Origin of the sequence: Nocardiopsis halophila DSM 44494, assembly GCF_000341245.1 — a bacterium.
In the GTDB taxonomy this organism is placed as follows: domain Bacteria; phylum Actinomycetota; class Actinomycetes; order Streptosporangiales; family Streptosporangiaceae; genus Nocardiopsis_A; species Nocardiopsis_A halophila.
In genome coordinates, this window is record NZ_ANAD01000160.1 from 36,308 (window position 1) to 55,142 (window position 18,835).

Annotated in this window: 12 protein-coding genes and 2 pseudogenes; 6 read left to right on the forward strand and 8 right to left on the reverse strand. The window is 75.0% G+C overall.

Features of this window, described 5'->3' with window-relative positions; all coding sequences use genetic code 11:
* Positions 1 to 191: 191 nt before the first annotated feature.
* Both D450_RS0118915 and D450_RS0118920 read right to left on the reverse strand, forming a co-directional pair.
* Positions 192 to 953, reverse strand: coding sequence for an isoprenyl transferase (locus D450_RS0118915; protein ID WP_017540227.1), 762 nt, complete (start codon positions 951 to 953; stop codon positions 192 to 194).
* 126 nt (positions 954 to 1,079) lie between these two features.
* Entirely contained in the window at positions 1,080 to 1,673 is a 594-nt protein-coding gene (locus D450_RS0118920) for an RNA polymerase sigma factor (protein WP_017540228.1), read from the reverse strand.
* 187 nt (positions 1,674 to 1,860) lie between these two features.
* Here D450_RS0118920 and D450_RS0118925 point away from each other — a divergent pair, with 187 nt between their 5' ends.
* Positions 1,861 to 3,243, forward strand: coding sequence for a serine/threonine-protein kinase (locus D450_RS0118925; RefSeq protein WP_026128647.1), 1,383 nt, complete (start codon positions 1,861 to 1,863; stop codon positions 3,241 to 3,243).
* Positions 3,244 to 3,685: 442 nt separating this feature from the next.
* Here D450_RS0118925 and D450_RS0118930 read toward each other — a convergent pair whose 3' ends face one another.
* Complete coding sequence (locus D450_RS0118930) at positions 3,686 to 4,375, reverse strand: hypothetical protein (protein WP_017540230.1); 690 nt, start codon at positions 4,373 to 4,375, stop codon at positions 3,686 to 3,688.
* A gap of 131 nt (positions 4,376 to 4,506) precedes the next feature.
* A pseudogene (locus D450_RS30585) lies at positions 4,507 to 6,481 on the reverse strand (thioredoxin domain-containing protein).
* Positions 6,482 to 7,225: 744 nt separating this feature from the next.
* Between D450_RS30585 and D450_RS0118940 the strand changes: the two are divergent.
* Positions 7,226 to 8,188: an AraC family transcriptional regulator gene (locus tag D450_RS0118940; RefSeq protein ID WP_017540232.1), complete on the forward strand. Its 963-nt coding sequence runs from the start codon at positions 7,226 to 7,228 to the stop codon at positions 8,186 to 8,188.
* 74 nt (positions 8,189 to 8,262) lie between these two features.
* Here the strand turns inward: D450_RS0118940 and D450_RS0118945 are convergent, their stop codons facing one another.
* Together D450_RS0118945 and mca are read right to left on the reverse strand one after the other, a co-directional pair.
* On the reverse strand, positions 8,263 to 8,502 hold the full coding sequence (locus tag D450_RS0118945) for a hypothetical protein (protein WP_017540233.1): 240 nt from the start codon (positions 8,500 to 8,502) through the stop codon (positions 8,263 to 8,265).
* Between the two features lie 5 nt (positions 8,503 to 8,507).
* On the reverse strand, positions 8,508 to 9,365 hold the full coding sequence (gene mca, locus D450_RS0118950; RefSeq protein ID WP_017556546.1) for a mycothiol conjugate amidase Mca: 858 nt from the start codon (positions 9,363 to 9,365) through the stop codon (positions 8,508 to 8,510).
* A 200-nt stretch (positions 9,366 to 9,565) separates the two neighbouring features.
* Between mca and D450_RS0118955 the strand changes: the two genes are divergently transcribed.
* Together D450_RS0118955 and greA are read left to right on the forward strand one after the other, a co-directional pair.
* Complete coding sequence (locus D450_RS0118955) at positions 9,566 to 10,018, forward strand: DUF4307 domain-containing protein (RefSeq protein WP_017540235.1); 453 nt, start codon at positions 9,566 to 9,568, stop codon at positions 10,016 to 10,018.
* 254 nt (positions 10,019 to 10,272) lie between these two features.
* Entirely contained in the window at positions 10,273 to 10,773 is a 501-nt protein-coding gene (gene greA / locus D450_RS0118960; RefSeq protein ID WP_017540236.1) for a transcription elongation factor GreA, read from the forward strand.
* 228 nt (positions 10,774 to 11,001) lie between these two features.
* Here greA and D450_RS0118965 read toward each other — a convergent pair whose 3' ends face one another.
* On the reverse strand, positions 11,002 to 12,285 hold the full coding sequence (locus tag D450_RS0118965) for a hypothetical protein (RefSeq protein ID WP_017540237.1): 1,284 nt from the start codon (positions 12,283 to 12,285) through the stop codon (positions 11,002 to 11,004).
* Between the two features lie 1,309 nt (positions 12,286 to 13,594).
* Entirely contained in the window at positions 13,595 to 14,758 is a 1,164-nt protein-coding gene (locus D450_RS0118970; RefSeq protein WP_026128648.1) for an FIST signal transduction protein, read from the reverse strand.
* A gap of 125 nt (positions 14,759 to 14,883) precedes the next feature.
* On the opposite strand from D450_RS0118970, the pseudogene D450_RS30590 reads away from it, so the two are divergent.
* Together D450_RS30590 and D450_RS0118980 are read left to right on the forward strand one after the other, a co-directional pair.
* Positions 14,884 to 16,451: pseudogene (locus tag D450_RS30590) on the forward strand (sigma 54-interacting transcriptional regulator).
* A 136-nt stretch (positions 16,452 to 16,587) separates the two neighbouring features.
* Complete coding sequence (locus tag D450_RS0118980; protein WP_017540239.1) at positions 16,588 to 18,549, forward strand: vWA domain-containing protein; 1,962 nt, start codon at positions 16,588 to 16,590, stop codon at positions 18,547 to 18,549.
* Positions 18,550 to 18,835: the final 286 nt, after the last annotated feature.

Here is an 18,835-nt window from a genome sequence, read left to right on the forward strand (position 1 = left end):
TGTGTGCTCCCCGTGGGAACAGGACCTCGGACAGCAGGGGCCTCCCGCAGCGGACGGATGCGCATCGTCCGCTGACTCCGACGGTACCCGGCGCGCTGCAAAGAGCAAGGCCCCCAGGTGGCACGGCATGTGAACACCCGGTGAAGCGGCTTCTCCCCTCGTTCGGTGGCGGGGTGGGGGCGGGGGCCGGCTCAGCCGCCGAACCGTCGGTTCCGCGCGCCGAAGGCACGGAGCGCGCGCAGGAAGTCCACTCTGCGGAAGGCAGGCCAGAAGACCTCGCAGAAGTAGAACTCCGAGTGCGCGCTCTGCCAGAGCAGGAAGCCGGAGAGGCGCTGCTCTCCCGAGGTCCGGATGAGCAGGTCCGGGTCGGGCTGGCCGCGGGTGTAGAGATGCTCGGCGATGTGGTCCAGATCGAGTCGCTCGGCGAGCTCCTCGATCGTGGTGCCCTTGGCGGCCTCCTCGTGGAGGAGGGACCGCACCGCATCGGCGATCTCACGCCTCCCTCCATACCCGACGGCCACATTCACAATCAGGCCGTGGTTGCCGGATGTGGCCGCTCCCGCCTCTTTGATCACACGGGCGGTCGAATCGGGCAGCAGGTCGAGGGCGCCGAGCGGGTTGACCCGCCACCCCTCGCGCTGCAGGCGCTCCACCGTGTCCTCGATGATGCGCAGCAGCGGTTCGAGCTCCTCGCGCGCGCGGCCCAGGTTGTCGGTGGAGAGCATCCACAGGGTGACCACCTGGACGCCGCGCTCGCTGCACCAGCCCAGCAGTTCGAAGATCTTCTCGGCCCCGGCCTCGTGGCCGCGCGCGACGTCGCCGAGTTTGCTGATCTTGGCCCACCTGCGGTTGCCGTCCAGGATGACGCCGACGTGGCGGGGGGTATCGCGGTCGCCGAGCTTGCGCTCCAGACGCCGCTCGTAGAGCCAGTAGAGGGGATCACGGAACCCCATGGGACGCAACCTTTCACCGCGGACAGACGAGGCGGGCAGAGAGAACGCCCCGCGGCACCGGCGGCGCCTTCGGGCAGGGCCCGGTGCGCGGGGGGATTGCCTCCCAGGGTAGAGCGCTTTACCCGCTCACGTCACAGCGAGCGCCCTGCGCACGTGCTTGCGCCCCTCGTGGATCCGGGACTTGACGGTTCCCAGGGCGATGTCGAGCTCGCCGGCGATCTCGTTGTAGTCCATTTGGCACAGGTCCCGCAGGACCAGCGGCGCCACCAGGTTGGGACGCTCCTTCTCCAGCCGGTCCAGCGCCTCCAGCAGGTCGATGCGCGATCCGGCGATGACGCTGGTGGTGCGCGGGTCCCGCTGGTGGGGGATGCGGTCGGCCTCGGTCGGAAGCTCCCCTGCGCGGCGCTTCATCGACCGGTAGGTCTGCCGGGCGGAGTTGGAGACCACGGTGTACAGCCAGGTGGTGAAGAGCGAGTCGCCCTTGAATCCGGAGATGTTGCGCGCGACCCGCAGCAGCGCGTCCTGGCAGGCCTCCTCGGCGTCCTGGCGGTAGGGCAGGAAGCGCGCGCAGCGGCGCAGGACCTCCGGCTGGATGCGCCGCAGCAGCTCCTCCAGCGCGGCCTCCTCCCCGTCGCGGGCGCGGCGGGCCAGCTCCTCGACGGCGTCGTCGACCTTGGCTGCGCTCCGCCTGGGGGCGGTGCCCTTGTCGGTGTTCCCCACGGCTCTCAGCTCCTTGCTCCGAGGCGGCGCTCCGGGCGGTGCGCCGTCCCCTGCTACTCCGTTACACGCGCACCCCCCGATAAGAGGTTCACATCCGGGTCCGACGCGTAGGTGCCCGGTTCGGATCCCGCCGAAGCGGGCCGGGCGCGCCAGGTTTGCCGGGATGCCGTCTGGTAAGGCAGTAGCTGTGGCGCAACCGGACACCTTCGGCCGATATCGGGTCGTTCGCAGACTGGGTTCCGGCTCGTTCGCGACCGTGTGGCTGGCCCACGACGACCTGCTCGACACCCCTGTCGCGGTGAAGGTCCTGGCCGAGAACTGGGCGCACCAGTTGGACGTGCACCAGCGCTTCATGGAGGAGGCGCGGATCCTGCGCCAGGCCGATTCGGCCTGGCTGGTGCGGGTGCACGACCTCGACGTGCTGCCCGACGAGCGGCCGTTCATGGTCATGACCTACGCCGACCAGGGCAGCGTGGCCGACCTGGTGGCCCGTGGGCCCCTCCCGCTGGACGAGGCCCTGCGGCTGCTGACCGAGATCGGCCAGGGCGTGACCGCCCTGCACCGGCACGGCACCATCCACCGCGACATCAAGCCCTCCAACGTGCTGCTGCAGTCCTCCCCCGTGGGCCAGCGGGTGCTCGTGGCCGACCTGGGGTTCGCCAAGAGCATCGACGGGGCCTCGGGGTTCACCGCGGCGGCCGGCACCCCCGGCTACATGTCGCCCGAGCAGTCCCGGCCCGGCGGCGACATCGACGTGCGCGCCGACGTGTACTCGCTGGGCGCGGTCGCCTACGAGCTGGTCACCGGGCGGCGGCCGCCGGCACCGCCGGTGCGGGTGCCGCCGCGCCGGGTGCGCCCGGGCACCCCGCGCGCGCTGGACGAGCTGATCATGGCAGCGCTGGCCGAGGACCGGTCGGCGCGCCCGGACGACGCCCAGTCCTTCACCGACCGGGTGCGCGCCATCCGCATGGAGCGGGAGCTGCCCGCCGGGGTGCCGTGGCGGCTGCGGCACGGCGCGGCGCTGCGCCGTACGGCGGGGGCGGCGCTGGTGGCCGCGGCGCTGACCGCGTGCAGCCCGGCGGCGGCCGGCTCCCCCGGCCTGACGTTCGCCCGGGTGAACGACGCCACCGGGTCGGTGAGCGTGGCGGTGCCCGCGGTGTGGGCCGCCGAGCTGCAGCCCAACGGGTGGTCGCCGCGGGAGATGGGGCTGGTCGGCGGGCACGAGCCGGGGCTGCTGGCGGCCACCGANACCGCCGCCTGGCGGGACGCCGGGCAGGCCCCGGCGGGGGTGTTCGCCGGGCTGCTGACGCGCTCGGCGCCGGGGCCGGACCTGGAGGCCATCATCGACGGCGGGCCGTGCACGGGCGAGCCGCGGCGGCGCGCCTACTCCGACCCCCACTGGGGAGGCGAGGTGTGGGAGTGGGACCAGTGCCCCGACGGCTCCTCGTTCTCGGCCGCGGCGGTCCGCCCGCACGCCGGAGGCCCGGTGCTCTACCTGGAGGTGCGCCAGCCGGGCCCGCGCCCGGACATCGTCGACCGGGTGATCTCCGGGGCCCGCACCCCGACCTGAGGGGACGCCGGGACGGCGCGGTGGACCGGGCAGCGCTCCGGGGGGGGATCGGGAGGGGGAATCCGGGCGGCTCGGTGAATCCACCGCTCTCGATCGCCGGTCCTGCTCTCCACCAGGGCCCGCCCCAAGGCGGTGGCCCCGGGGAGCCCATGGACGGCTCAGCGCTCGGATCCTCGGAGGCGCTCAGAGGGCAGGGCGGATCGGTGTCAGGGCTGACGGTCGCCTGTATGGCCCGTGGACCTGCGCACTGCTCCGACCCTTGTGCGGCGAAGGATCGTGCCGGATTCCGGCGTTCGGCCATGGCTCGGCGCGGGCCGGGAGCGGGCAGTGCCCCGGCGTCCGGACGGACGCGGAGCGCGCGCGGGCGGGTCCGCGACACCGGACCTCCGTCATGAGCGCCCCGCCGCACCCGCAGGCGGTCCAGCGAACCCCGTCGACGCTCTCAGGGGGTGTAGCGGGACAGGTCCATGGAGCGGGCGATGCGGTCGTAGGCCCCGGGCGGCGCGCCCGGGTCGACGATCGCGACGTCGAGGGCCACGTCCGCCTCGGGGACCAGCCAGAGCCGGGTCTCGAAGGGGGCCTCGTCCTTGCACTCCAGCCGCCAGGCCGCCTCTTCCACCCTCTCCCCGCTGACCAGCCGGAACGAGGTCCGCTCCCCCTGCTCCACCAGGGAGGGCACGGCCGAGCCCACCTGGCCCACCGACCCCGGGCAGACCACGTTGGGGCGCTTCCAGCCGTCGCCGGCGTCCAGGTCCTTCCGGGTGATCCGGTCGCCCTCGCTCACGTTGAACCGCAGGCGCGCCGCCGACGGCGGGCAGGCCGGCGCCCCGCCGTCCTGCGTCCCGGGCACCCCGTCGGTCAGGTCCTCGGCGGCGGCCGGCGGGGCCAGGCAGCCGTCCGACCCCAGGGCGCGCCACCCCTCGGGCAGGACCAGGTTGATGTCGTTGACCGCGTGCAGTGCGTCGCCCCGGCGCAGCGGGAACCCCTCGTCGGAGGAGGCCGCCGGGCGGGCCGGCCCCGGCCGCAGGTGCACCTGGCCGGTGCACCCGGCCAGCGCCGCCGCTGCCACCACCACGGCCGACAGCGCGGCGGCGCGCGGCGCCCACCGGCTCCGCACCCCCCGTCCGCCCATCGCGCTCCCCTCGCGCCTCCCCGCGGCGGGCCGCCGACCGGCCCCCTATCGACTGTGGATGCCCGATGTCACGGCACGGCCGCCCGCCCGACGCGGCGGATGGCCGGATCCGGTCACGCGTGCGGCCGCGCTCAGGGAGCGAGCCGCTCGCGCAGCGCCTGCGCGTCGCGCACCGGGAGGTCGCAGGTGAATCCGCGGCACACGTAGGCGGCCGGCCCGCCCTCGATCAGCGGGCGCCCGGCCAGCAGCGGCACCGCGGCCCGCGCCGGGTCGTCGGGGGCGTCCCCGGTCCCCGGGGCGACGGCGGTGCCGAACGGGGCGGCCATCAGCGCCTCGCGGTGCAGCCGGCGGGTGTCCTCACCGCCCTGCGGACCCACCACCGCCACCTCCAGGGGGCCGCTGAGCAGGGTCTCGGTGACCGCCAGCCCCCACCCGGCGAAGCGCGGGGCCTTGTCCGCCAGCGGCACCACCGGGCCCAGCGCGCTCTCGGCGGCGCGCCGGTGCCGCTCGGAGCCGGTGAGGCCGGAATAGGTCAGCAGGGCTCCGGCGGCGGCGAAGCGACCGGAGGGGACGGCGTTGTCGGTGGGGTCCTGGGGGCGGTTGATGAGCGCCTCGGCGTCGTCCGCGGTGTCGTAGAACGCCCCGGAACCGTCGGTGAAGCGGTCCAGCACGGTGTCGAGCAGCCGCCCGGCCGCCCCGGTCCACTCCGGTTCGCCGGTGACCGCGAACAGCGCGAGGAACCCCTCGGCCGCGTCGGCGTAGTCCTCCAGCACGCCGGCGCTCGGTCCGGCCGCCCCGTCGCGGGAGGTGCGGGCGATGCGGCCGCCGTCCATGTGCACCTCGACCAGCAGCCGGGCGGCCGTGCGGGCCCGCTCCACCAGGTCGGGCCGGTCCAGCAGGGCCCCGGCCTCGGCGAGCGCGGCCACCGCCAGCCCGTTCCAGGCGGCCACCACCTTGTCGTCGCGGGCCGGGGGCACCCGCCGCGCGCGCTCGGCCAGCAGCGCCGTGCGCACCCGTTCGAACCGCTCGGGGTCGTCGGGGTCCTCGGGCAGGCGCAGCACCGAGGTGCCGTGCTCGAAGGTGCCTTCGGGGGTGACGCCGAAGAGCCCCGCGGCCCACGCCCCGTCCTCGGGGCCCAGCACGCGCTCCAGTTCGGCGGGGGTCCACACGTAGTAGCGGCCCTCCTCGCCCTCGCTGTCGGCGTCCAGGGCGGAGGCGAAGCCGCCTTCGGGGGTGAGCAGGCCGGCGACCATCCAGTCGGCGGTGCCCAGGGCGGTGCGCCGGGCCAGGGGGTCGCCGGTCTCGCGCCACAGCCGCAGGTAGGCCCGCAGCAGCAGGGCGTTGTCGTAGAGCATCTTCTCGAAGTGCGGCACGGTCCACGAGGCGTCGACGGAGTAGCGGGGGGACCCGCCNGCGGGCCATGGCCTCGGCGGTGGTGCGGGCCATCAGCAGCGCCCGCTCGTCGCCGGTGCGGCGGTGGTGCGCCAGCAGGAAGGTGAACAGCATGGACGGCGGGAACTTGGGGGCGCCGCCGAACCCGCCGCGGCGGGCGTCGAAGTCGCGGGCCAGGCCCTCCACGGCGGCCGCCGCCTCATCGGCGCCCGGCAGCGCGCCCTCGCCGAGGGTGCGCGGGGCCGCCAGCGCGTCGACCACCCGGCGGCCCTGGTCGAGGACGCCGTCGCGCTCCTCGCGCCAGGCCCGGGACACGCCGTCGAGCAGCCGGTTGAAGTGCTCGCGCGGGAAGTAGGTGCCGCAGTAGAACGGTGCGCCGTCGGGGGTGAGGAAGGCGGTCATCGGCCAGCCGCCCTGGCCGGTCATGGCCTGGGTCGCCTCCATGTAGACGGTGTCGACGTCGGGCCGCTCCTCGCGGTCGACCTTGACGTTGACGAAGCCGGCGTTCATCCGTTCGGCCGTGGCAGGGTCCTCGAAGGACTCGTGCGCCATGACGTGGCACCAGTGGCAGGCGGCGTAGCCCACCGACAGCAGCACCGGCACATCGCGCCGGCGCGCCTCGGCGAAGGCCTCCTCACCCCAGGGACGCCAGTCCACGGGGTTGTCGGCGTGCTGCAGCAGGTAGGGGCTGGTGGCGTCGGCCAAGCGGTTCATACGGGCATCGTCGCACGGGCCGGAGCACCCGGCCCAGCCGACCGCGGGAGACGACCCTGTCTTCGTGCCGGTGCCCATGGCGGGGATGCGCACCGGACCGTGCGCCCCGACCGGCGGGGCTCCGGGCGCACACTTCCCGGAGCCCCTTCTTCCCGGGCACTCCAGCGGGGACTGGACCATTCCGCCCAGGTGACCGACTGCTCCCTTTGCAGCCGATTCGACCTTCCTCCACGGGCGAACCGCTTGTCAGCACTCCGGGCGAAGCCGTCAACGCCCAGCTCCGGACGGAGGACGTCCGAGAGGCGAAGCCTCACCCCGCCTACGGGCGGCTCGGCCGCACCCGACGACGACCGGGGCCGTCCCCGATCGCGGCCGACGGCTTTGCGATCGTCCCGGCGTACCGTCCGGCCCGCGCAGTACGATGAATGCAAGGAACCATCGGCGGCAGGAAGGCCGATCTCCGCGAGGAGCGTTCATGGCAACGTTCATCAGGCGGACCGGGCACCGGCCCCCCTGCGAGCCGACCCCGGATGCGTCCCGCCCGGACCATCACTGCGGGTGGGATGGGCCTCTCCCGCCGACAACGCCGGGACCGTGGCATTCGAGTCGCACCACGCGGCCGGCAGGATGCGCGTCGACGGCTTCCCTGTGCTCCGCCGCGACCCCCGTGCGAGCGTGCGCGCCGGACCCGCGCCCCCTTCCGGAGAGGCCGCCGGCCACCGCCCCCCTAGGAACGCGGCCAGGATGGACACACTGACATTCGAAAGCGACGACCTCGACCACACAGAGGAGTTCCTCAGCAAGGCCTACACGAAGGTGAAGATCAGCGGCTCCCCCGAACGCCCCAAGACGCAGATCTGGCGGAAGAGCGTGGGATCCACCTGTGTGGACAGGCTCGTGTTCGACTACGACATGCACCACGACGCGCGGCCGATCGGCAAGGTCTGCCTGTGCACCGTGCAGTCCGGCTCCATCGTGCGCCGGTACGAGGGCGGAGCCGAAGGCGTCTTCGGGCCTGGGGACGCGTTCCTGTACGCCCCGCACGACCGCCCCTACAAGGGGGTCATCCAACGCTCCCGGTTCACCATCGTCCTGCTCGACCCGCTCGTGCTGAACCGGGTGGCCACCGCGCTGCCCGGCCACGGGCCCACCGAGCTCCGGTTGACCGGCGACCGCCCCGTCTCCCCGGGCGCCGCCCGGCACCTGAAGCGCACCATCGCCCACCTCCGCGACCACGTGCTGGCGGAACCGGCGGTGCGCGACGCCCCGCTGATCGCCTCCGCCGCCTCCGACCTGCTGGCGGCGAGCGTGCTGAACACCTTCCCCAACAACGCGCTCACCGACCTCGGGGTCCAGGAGGGCCGCGACGCCCACCCGGCCACGCTGCGGCGCGCCGTCGCCTACATCGAGGACCACGCCGACACCGACATCAGCGCCGCCGAGATCGCCGCCGCGGCCCGCGTGAGCCTCCGCGCCCTCCAGCACACGTTCCGGCGCCACCTGGGCAGCACGCCCGTCAACTACCTGCGCCGCGTCCGCCTCGCCCACGCCCATGCCGACCTGGTGGCCGCCGTTCCCGGGAGCGGTGCCACCGTGACCGCCACCGCGGCCCGGTGGGGGTTCCTCCACCCCGGCCGGTTCGCCGCCGCCTACCGCCGCGCCTACGGCCGGCCTCCCGGGGAGACCCTCCGCCGGCTTCCGCCCTGACCGGCGGCCGGGCAGGCAGAGCCGCCTGCGCGGGCGAGCCGCGGACCGCGGCGCGGGGCGCCGCGGTCCGGGCGTCAGTCCCCGGGCGCCTGCTCCGCCCGGCCCCCGTCGGTGCCGGCGGGGGCTTCGGGACCCGCCTCGACCGCCTGGTCGAAGCCCCCCTCGCGCACGTGCGCCAGTTTGTCCTTCATGCTGCGCATGAGGAAGTAGAGGACGCCGCCGATCGCGGCGACCACGAGGAAGCCCAGGACACCGGGGGTGATGGTGTACTTGTCGACCTCGGTCTGCTGAGCCAGCATGAGTACGGTCTGCATACCGCTCATGTTCCCACCGTCTCGCGGACGCCCGCGAACAGGTCCGTCTCCGGCATCTCGGTGTCGACCAGCGAGCGGGCCAGGTGGTAGTCCTCCCAGGGCCAGGCCGCGCGCTGGACGTCCATCGGAACCGCGAACCAGAAGCTGTTCGGGTCGATCTGGGTGGCGTGCGCGATGAGGGCGCGGTCGCGCGTCTCGAAGTGCTCGTCACAGGTGATCTGAGTGGTGATCTCCCACTCCTTGCGCTCCCGCTCCTCGAGGCGCTTGATCCAGTCGGCGTAGGGGTTGTCCAGCCCGCGCTCCTCAAGGGCGGCGGAGATGGCCTCGAACCGGGTGCGCGGGAAGGAGACGTGGTAGTAGAGCTTGAGCGGCTGCCAGGGGTCGCCCGTGCCCGGGTAGCGCTCCGGGTCCCCCGCGGCCTCGAAGGCCTCGACCGAGACCCGGTTGGTCATGATGTGGTCGGGGTGGGGGTAGCCGCCCTCGTCGTCGTAGGTGAGGATCACGTGCGGGCGGAAGGAGCGCACCGACCGCACCAGCGGCTCGGAGGCGGTCTCCAGCGGCTGCACCGCGAAGCACCCCTCGGGCAGCGGCGGCAGCGGGTCGCCCTCGGGCAGGCCGGAGTCGACGAAGCCCGAGAACTCCTGGTGCACGCCCAGGATCCGGCGGGCCTCGGCCATCTCCTTGCGGCGGACCTCGCCGATGTTCTCGCGGACCTCGGGCCGGTCCATGGCCGGGTTCAGGATGGAGCCGCGCTCGCCACCGGTGAGTGTGACGACCAGCACTTCTGCGCCCTCGGCCACATAGCGCGCCATGGTGGCGGCGCCCTTGCTGGATTCGTCGTCGGGGTGGGCATGCACGGCCATCAGCCGCAAACGCTCGGACAACGGAGTTACCCCTCGGGTAGTCGCGGAAGCTTCCTCGAAAAACCCCGGCCGACGGCGTCGTCCGGCCGGGGGCCCACCGCGCTGCCCGTACGGGGACATGCGGGGGCGGGGGTGGAACGGGGGCCCCATCGGGCGGGGCTATCTTAGACAACGCAGACCTTACGTTCGGAGATTCCCGCATGCCCGAGAGCCCCTCTGACCTCACGCCCGACGGCGCCGAGAACAGCGGCGCCGCCCGCGGCGACGACGGCGGCGACGGCGCCCCGCGCGCGTTCGGGAGGCGGCACGGCGCCCGGCCCGTCTTCTTCGTCCTCGGCCTCATCGCCGCGGGCGTGTTCACCGTCGGGTGGGGTTTCGCCCTGATGAGCTACGGGGACCACACCGGCGTGGCCAACCAGACCATCGCCTGGAGCATCGACTCCGGCGACGAGGCCACCATCACCTTCGAGACCAACAGCGGCGGGCCCGCGGTGTGCGTGGTGCGCGCCACCGACGCCCAGCACGTGGAGGTGGGCCAGCGCAGTGTCGAGGTGGAGGCGGGGACCCAGGAGTCGACCGCGACGATCGAGACGGTTCGTCGTGCGGCGATGGTAGAAGTGGCGTCCTGCAGGGAACAAGGAACGGCAAAGTGAACGCCATGACCGCCCTGTCCACCCTGTTCGCCCTGCCCGCCCCTACGAGCCCTCGGCCCCGCCGGAAGGCACCGCCGCCCATCGCCCGAGCCCTTCCCGCCCATTCCTGAGCACCGTTGTCCGGCATCCGCCTTACGGTGCACAAACGGCGGGATTCAGCGGTTCTTCCACGATGATCACGCGGTGATAACCTCGTAAGTTCAGCTGCGGCCGATGGTGGACCGCAGTAGTTGAGACGCACCAAGGGAGTTCCCGTGACCGAGACCCGCGATGACAACGTCACCTGGCTGACCCAGGAGGCGTATGACCGGCTCAAGGCGGAGCTGGAGCACCTTTCGGGGCCTGGTCGCATCGAGATCGCCGACAAGATCGAAGCCGCCCGCGAAGAGGGCGACCTGAAGGAGAACGGCGGCTACCACGCCGCCAAGGAGGAGCAGGGCAAGATCGAGGCCCGCATCTCCCAGCTCCAGGGCATCCTCCGCAACGCGCGCGTCGGCAGCGCCCCGCTCAAGGAGGGCGAGGTCGGTCCCGGTATGACCGTCACCATCAAGTTCGAGGGCGACGACGAGGAGGTCACCTTCCTCCTCGCCTCCCGGGAGGAGAGCGGCGCACCGATCGACGTGTACTCCCCCAAGTCCCCTCTGGGCGCCGCGATCAACGGCAAGCGGATCGGCGAGACGGTGAGCTACACGCTCCCCAACGGCAAGAGCCTCTCGGTGGAGATCATCGACGCCGTCCCCTACGGCGGAGCCTAGCCTCCCGCGGACATTGCGGAAGGGGTGGCCGAGAGCCACCCCTTCCGCTTTGTGGGGCCTGTCGTCCGGGGCCGCCGTTCCGCGCCCCGTGTGCAGGGGCGTGTCCGCCGGGGCAGTGTCGGCAAGTAGGCCGTCGGGTCCACGGGACGCGCAACCGCCTCAACGGCCGCGCCCCGTGTGCAGGGCCTCGCGCAGAGGCCCCGCGTCCACGCCCCCTGTGCCGGCCCCTTACTGCAGGGCGCACTCGGGGGCGCTCGACCCGCCCTCGGCGAAGGCCGCCGGCAGGAAGTCCCCCTCGCCGATGCGCAGCCACTCCCGGGCTTCGCCCGAGGGGCCGGCGACCCGGTCCCCGGCGGCGCGGCACTGGACCGGCACCCTCGCTTGGTCGGCCGCCATCCCGGTCACGGGGTGGTCCAGCCCGGGGCCGGACCGCACGATCACCGGGTCGCCGCGGTCCGCGGTGGCCACCTGGGCCCGCACCCGCCGGTCGCCCGTCCACAGGTAGTCCACCTGGACCCAGGCGTTGGTGGGCAGCTTCAGCGCCTCCCGGAAGGTGCCGTCGGCCAGGTCGATGCCGGCCGGGTTGCGCACGGTCCGGCCGAAGCCGTCCCGGCCGCCGTTGTAGCCGTCGGTGTAGGCGGCCTGCGCCTGCGGGGTGCCGTGCGGCAGGTCCCGCCACATCTGCCGGTCGGTGTTCCAGTGGTCGTCCTTGATGTTCCACGGGCCCACGTCCCAGACCGGGGCGTAGGCGCAGCGGCGCGACTCGGACTCGGTGCACACCCGCACCGTGTAATCGCCGGTGCCGCGCGGCGCGAGCGCGCGCCGGGACGGCAGCGCCACGAAGTGGTCCTCGCGGCGGACGGTGTGGCCGTTGGCGGTGGTCGCGCCGACCAGGCCGATCCGGGTGGCGAACAGGCGCGCGGAGAACGGGTCCCCCGGCAGGGGCTCCCCGTCGGCCTCGGCCGTGCCGACCGGGCGCAGGCGCACCTCCTCCAGGACCGTCCCGCCCTCGGCCGCCCCGCCGTCCAGGCCGACCCGCACCTGCACGCGGTCGGACGGGTGGGGCAGGCGCACGCGCACGCCCTGGTCCTCGGTGACGGCGGCGGGCGAGGAGCCCGCGACCGGCGCCCACTCGCCCCAGACCCCTTCGGCGCGCTCGCCGCGCACCTCGACCAGCAGGCCCTCGGCCGGTCCGGAGACGGCGACGGCGACGTCGATCTCCTCCACCGGGCGGTCGAGGTCGCGGGCCGGGAAGGTGGCCAGGGCCACCGGGCCCTCGTCGGCCCCGGGCTCCACCGAGGCGCCGAGCGGCGCCTGGTGGGCGCCGGTGTCCACGCGCAGGCCCGCGCCCTGGTGGCCGGCTCCGGAGAGCTCGGCGGCGGAGGGGTCCTCCTCGATCCACCCCTGGGCGGCCGGTCGCGGCGCCGCCTCGGCGTGGGCGGCGGGCAGCAGGGACGCGCCGAGGAGCCCCGCGGCGGCGAGGGCCCCGGTGCGTAACCAGATACGCGGCATGTCTCCCCCATCTCGGTCGGCCCCCGGAAGGCGCGCCGTGGACCGCGGGCGCCCGGAAACACCGGGGATCCCACAAGTAAGCAATCAATGACAGGTAGCGACAAAAGCGGCGCGCCGAACGGAGAAGGCGCGGGGGGTAAAAGGAGGACAAGGAGCGAATTCCGCCGGAGCGGATGAATTCCTCACCCACCCCATTCGCCCCATACGAACCCTTCGGGTGGATAAGGGGCGGACATTGTCGGCCTTGTCGGACCGGCCCCGTCGGCCTTCTCGGCCTTCGGCATGCGGAAGGTGGCATGCGGCCGGCGGCTCGAGGCCTATGGGGCGCGGCCTCCGGGGGCGGGCCGCGGGAGGACCCGCCCGGCCGTCCTCCCGGCACACCGCCGGACAGCCGCGATGGGTCGCATCCGCCGGAACGGCGGGGCACCTCCGCCAGCGCACTGCAATGTGCCGCGACCGCTCTCGCCAAGCGGCCGTAGGCCGCCCGAAGGGACGCGCGCCCTGCCCCGGTCGGTGCGCTCAGCGGTCGGAGATGCCGGTCGTGTCCGCCAGCGTGGTGGAACTCTGCGGGCCCCGGCCGCCCCCGGGAGCACTGCCTGCCGCCCGCATCGACACCCCCGTTGATCTCGGGAGAGTCGGGGCAATACCGGCGAGTATTACCCCGACTCTCCCGAGATCAACGGCAAGAAGTGAGGGGGCGCGCACCCGGGGCGGGGTCGCCGATCGCGCTGCAGCGGTGGCACCGATCACAAGGACGCGGCCGAAAGTTCCACCACGCCGACGGACACGGCCGAGACGGCCCCGCCGCATCCTTGACCGCCCTTCCCTGGACGGCAGACGGGAAACGATGCCCGACTCCGGGCACGGCTCCGTTGCCGGCCCCTGCACCGAGAGGCCGCCGTCCCCACCACAGGTCACGGTCGGGAACGAGAGCTGGGACGGGCCCCGCGGCCCTCGGGGCCACAGGGCGGGACAGCCCCGGGAGCCGGACCTCCGCACCGGAAGCGCCCAGCAGGGCGAGGAGCATCGACGGCGAGGCGGTCGGCGGCCGCGTCCCTTTCACCGGTCCAAGTTCCGCGCGCGTTCCGGAGGCGCGCTTCCTGAGGTCTTCGGAGGTCCGACGGGGGCTTGGATCGTCGACGGGGCCTGTCCAGGCCCGTGGACGCCGACATGCGCAGACACGGCCGCCGCGCCGATGCGGAGTCGGACCCGGGAGAACGCCCCGCCGTCCGCACGGGCGCCGGAGAGGCGCGGAGGGGCGGCCCGGCCCCGGCCCCGCACAAGACTCGGGGCCGGAGCCGGGCCGTGCTCAGGCGCCGAAGGCCAGCAGGCAGGCCGTGAAGCTGTGCACGTGGTTGCGGCCGGCGACCGGGCCGACCTCACCGGCGGCGAAGAACCCGGTCACCGCCTCCACCCCGAGCGCCCGGCGGACCGCGCGCACGTCGTGGTCGGCGGTGCCGAACATGGAGGCGCCCCTCCCGTTGCAGGAGAAGAGCAGCACGCCCGCCGAGCGGCCTCCGGTGTCCTCGCCGAACACGCCCAGCCGCTCCAGCAGGTCGGTGTCGGCGGTGTCGCGGTCGCGGACCTGGAACCGCACGGTCTGGCCCACGTCCACGGTGTCGCCGATGGTCAGGCTGTTCTCGTCGGGGTCGGCGCCCACCACCGAGCGGATCAGGAAGTCGCCCTGCTCGTGCCGGTCGGCGTACTCGTCCATGGCGATGCCGATGTGCAGGCCGCCCCCGGCCGCCAGCTCCTGCTCCTCCGGCGGCAGGGCGTTGATGAGCTGCTCCAGCCGGTCGTAGGCGGGCACCCCGGCCAGCCCGGTGACCACGTTGCCCTCGGAGCCGGTGACCGCCATCGCCGGGCCCACCGGGCGGCAGCCCTGGCTGACCATGGTGCCCACGACGCCCTCGCCGCCCAGCAGCAGGCCGATGGCGCCGGCGTCGACCACCTCGCCCTCGAAGAACAACCGCACCGAGCCCTGCCCGCCCATGCCGTCGGCCAGCCCGCCGACCAGCGGCAGGCCGCCCAGCGCGTCGGTGGAGCGCTCCACGAACGACTGGGCGGGGAAGCGGTAGGGGTCGGCGAGCAGCAGGGCCGCCCGGTCCGAGTCGGAGGGTTCGCGCATGCCGATGACCGCCAGGTGGTCGCCCTCGGGGACCACGTCCAGCTGGAAGGGGGTCATCTCGACGTCGGGCAGGCGCGCCGCCCACACGCTCACCGCGCCCTGCTCCTCCACGCCGCGGCCGCCGCCGATCACCCCGGCCGAGGTGCAGCCGATGCTCACCGATCCGGGCGCCATGCCCATCACGCGTTCACCGGCGAGGACGACCTCCTCGGTGTCGGTGCCGCACACCGAGAAGAAGATCAGGTCCGGGGGGCCGTCGAGCGACCGCACCGCCTCCTGCACCGCTCTCTCGGCCGCGCTCACCAGATCGGCGCCCGACGCAAGCGCATCACCGAACCTGGCCACTGGTCGCACCCCATATCGTTCGTCGGTCCGTTCCGAGGCCGGGGCGCCGGCCCGGGGGACCATCCTTGCAGCCCCTGGACGTGAAACCTTCCCCCGAGCCTCCTTATTTCACCGAACCCCCCCCGATGAGGGCGATCCCGCACACCCGGCGCCCCGCTAATAGACTCGCCTGCGTGTCCGCCCTCACACCCCCCGACGCATCGAGCACACCACCGACCGGCGCACCGGCCGGCACGCCCCCCGAGGCACTGCCCGCCACCCTGGGCGCCCTGCGGGACTCCGGCCGCGTGCCGCTGCCCGTCAAGGAGGAGGTCCGCCACGCGCTGCTGGAGCGCATGCGCGCCGGACGGCCCCGCCTTCCCGGGCTGGTCGGGTTCGGTTCCACCGTGCTGCCACAGGTGGAACGGGCGCTGCTGGCCCGCCACGACATCGTGCTGCTGGGCGAGCGCGGGCAGGGCAAGACGCGGCTGCAGCGCGCTGTCGCCGCGCTGCTGGACGACTGGTCGCCGGCGGTGGAGGGGTGCCCGGTCAACGACGACCCGTTCGCGCCGGTGTGCCCGCGCTGCCGGGAGGCGGCGGGGCGCCTGGGCGCGGACCTCCCGGTGGTCTGGCGCCACCGGGGCGAGCGGTACCGGGAGAAGCTCGCCACCCCCGACACCTCCGTGGCCGACCTGATCGGGGACGTCGACCCGGTGCGGCTGGCGCAGGGCGCGGGCCTGGACGACCCGGCGTCGATGCACTACGGGCTGGTGCCGCGGGCCAACCGCGGCGTGCTGGGCCTGGACGAGCTGCCCGACCTGGCCGCCCGGGTGCAGGTGGCGCTGTTCGGGGTGCTGGAGGAGCGGGAGGTGCAGGTGCGCGGGTACACCCTCCGGCTCCCGCTGGACCTGCTGGTGGTGGCCACCGCCAACCCGGAGGACTACACCGACCGGGGGCGGATCGTCACCCCGCTCAAGGACCGCTTCGGCGCGGAGGTGCGCACCCACTACCCGCTGACGGTCGACGACGAGGAGGCGCTGGTGCGCCAGGAGGCCGCCCCGGCGGGCCGGGTCCTGGTGCCCGGGCACCTGGTGGCGGCGGTGGCGCGGTTCGCCCGGCTGGTGCGGGCCTCGCCGTCGGTGGACGCCCGGTCGGGGGTCTCGGCCCGGTTCGCGCTCGCCGCGGTCGAGGCGAGGCGGCCGCCGCGTCGGCCGAGCGGCGGGCGGCGCTGGCCGGGGAGAAGGCCGCGGTGGCCCGGGTGGCCGACCTGGCCCCGGCGGTCCCGGCGCTGCGCGGCAAGGCCGAGTTCGCGCCCGGTGAGGAGGGGCGCGAGGCCGAGGTGCTGGAGCACCTGCTGCGGCGCGCGGCGGCGGAGGTGTTCCGGGAGCGGTTCGGCGAGGAGGACCTGGAGCCGCTGAAGGCGCACTTCGCCTCCGGGGGGACCGCCGAGGCGGGTTCCGGGGTGCCGGCGGCGGACCTGCTCGCCTCGGTGGGCCCGCTGGAGGGCCTGGGGGCGCTGACCGAGCGCGCCGCCGGGCGGGACGGCGACCTGCACGGGACCGGCGGTGCGCCGGAGGGCGCGGAGGCGGCCGCGGGGGTGACGGCGGCGGCGCTGGAGCTGGCCATGGAGGGGCTGTACCTGACCCGGAGGCTGTCCAAGGACGAGGCCGCCGGACAGGACGGTCCGGAAGAGCGGTCGGTGTACCGGACGTGAGGCGGGACCGGCCAGGGCACGCCTCACAGACCACCGTCGCCTCGGCACAGGCGGTCCGGCCGGGTTCGCTCTGTCCGCAGGCGTGCCGACCGCTGCCGGGCGGGCGGGTGCCGTTCGGCTTCGCTGAGGACGAGGGGTGGGCGCGGTGACGGGTGAGGCCGACGCGGGGCACGGGGACGAGCGGGTCCGCTACCGCGCCTACCGGCCCGGGCCCGATCCGCTCGCGCCGCCGTTCGACACCGCGCGCGCCCTGCGCGACCTCGGGCGGGAGGTGTTCGCCGGGAAGCGGCCGCACGAGGCCCTGCGGACGATGCTGCGGGAGGGCGCGCAGGGGGTTCCGGGCCTGAACCGGCTTCTGGAGCAGGTGCGGGCGATGCGCCGGGCCCGCGGCGAACTGGACCGGGCGATCGGCCTCGAACTCAGGGAGCTGGCCGACGACCCCTCCGATACGGCGCGGATCCGGGAGAGCGAGCTGGCCTCCCTGCCCGAGGACACCGCCGCCGCCCTGCGCCACCTGATGGCCGAGCCCTACCCCTGGAGGTCGGCCGAGGCGCGGCGGACGGTCGAGAGCCTTCTGCAGGATCTGTGGCGCGCCGCCGCCCTTCCGGCCCCGGAGCGGATCGCGGCCATGGCCGACGCGCTGAGCGGGCTGCTGGAAGCCGAGGCCCGGGGCGAGCGGGCCGACTTCGCAGGTTTCATGGCCGAGCACGGCGCCTTCTTCCCGGAGGGGCCGCGCGACCTGGACGAGCTGGTCGAGGTGCTGGCCCGGAGGGCGGCGGCCGCGCAGGGCCCCGAGGCGTCCGCTGAGTCCGCTGAGTCAGCTGAGTTCGCGGAGTCCGGGCGCGCCGGGCCGGACGGGCTGCTGGACCTGGCGGCCCGGCAGGGCGGCCTGGCCGCCTCCCTCGACCGGTTGGCCGCGGCCCTGCTGCGGCGCCGCCCCGACCTGGTCCGCGGGCTGACGGTGCCGACCGGCCCGGACGGGCCCGGCGGCCCGGCGTTCGCCGAGGCGGTCGGCCTGGCCGCGGACCCGGCGTGGCCCGCCGGGACCGCCGACACCGTCGGGGCCGAGGATCTGGAGGAGTTGGAGGGGCTGCTGGACCGCGCCGCGCAGGGCGGCGGGCTCCCGGTGGACGGGCCCGCCCGCGCCCTGGTGGAGCGGGCGCTGGGCCCCAGGGCCGCCGAGGCGGTCGACCGGCTGGCGGGAATCGAGCCGCGCCTGCGCGCGGAGGGCCTGTTGGCGGGCGGCCGGTCGCGGCCCGGGCTGACCCCCCGGGCGGTGCACCGGCTCGGCGAGGCGGCGCTGCGCGGTTCGGCCTCCGCCCGCCGGCCGCGCGGGGGCGGCGGGCACGGTCCCGCCCGCGGCCACGCGCTCCGGCCGGACGCCGAACCGATCGGCACGGCGCCGTGGGAGCCGGGGACCCAGGCGCCCCTGGACGCGGTGGCCACGGTCCGGGCCGCAGCCGCGCGCCGGGCGGCCGCGCCGTCGTCACCGCCGCCGGCGCCGCTGTCCCCCGAGGACCTGCGGGTGGTGGAGGGCGAGGACCGGGTCGCGGCCGCGGTGTGCCTGCTGGTGGACCTGTCCTCCTCGATGGTGCGCGGCGGCCTGTTCGGTCCGGCGCGGGAGGCGGCCATGGCGCTGTACACACTGGCCCGCCGCAGGTACCCGCAGGACGCCGTGCGGGTGGCGGGCTTCGACTCCTCGGCGCGGTGGCTGTCGCCGACGGACCTGGTGGCCCCGGCCGGGCCCCGGGTCCAGGGCAGCAACGTGCAGCACGCGCTGCGCCTGGCCCGGGAGCACTTCGCCCGGCACCGGGGGATGGCCCCGGCCGTGGTGCTGGTGACCGACGGGGAGCCGACGGCCCACCTGGGCCCCGACGGTGACCCGGAGTTCGCCTGGCCGCCCCGCCCTGAGACGGCGGAGCGGACCCGCGCCGAGCTGGACGCGCTGGCGGCGGCCCGGGCGGCGGTGACCCTGGTCGTCCCCGGGGGCGGGGAGGCGGCCCGGTCCTTCGCCGGGGAGGTCGCCGCCCGGGGAGGCCGCGTCCTGCGCATCGACGGCCGAGACCTGGGCCCCGCCGTCATCGGCGCCTACCGCTGACCTGGCTGTCGTCACCGGCGCGGTCCTACCCGCGCGCGGTGCGCTGGCCTCCGGCCTGAGAGGGCGGGGTGGGGACGGCGAAGCCGGGCGGGATCCGCGGGGTAGGGCTGTCGTCGGGTGCCGGGCGTGCAAATGGTCAAGGAAGCGGCGGCGACGGGGCAGGTGGTCCCGCGCTCACGGTCCCCGGCCGGGCGGCGGGCCGCCGGGGTGCCAGGGAGGGGGCAGCGACGACGAAGCGGGGTCGTTCCCTGGGGCCGCCGGTCGGCCGCCGGGCCCCTCGCGGTCC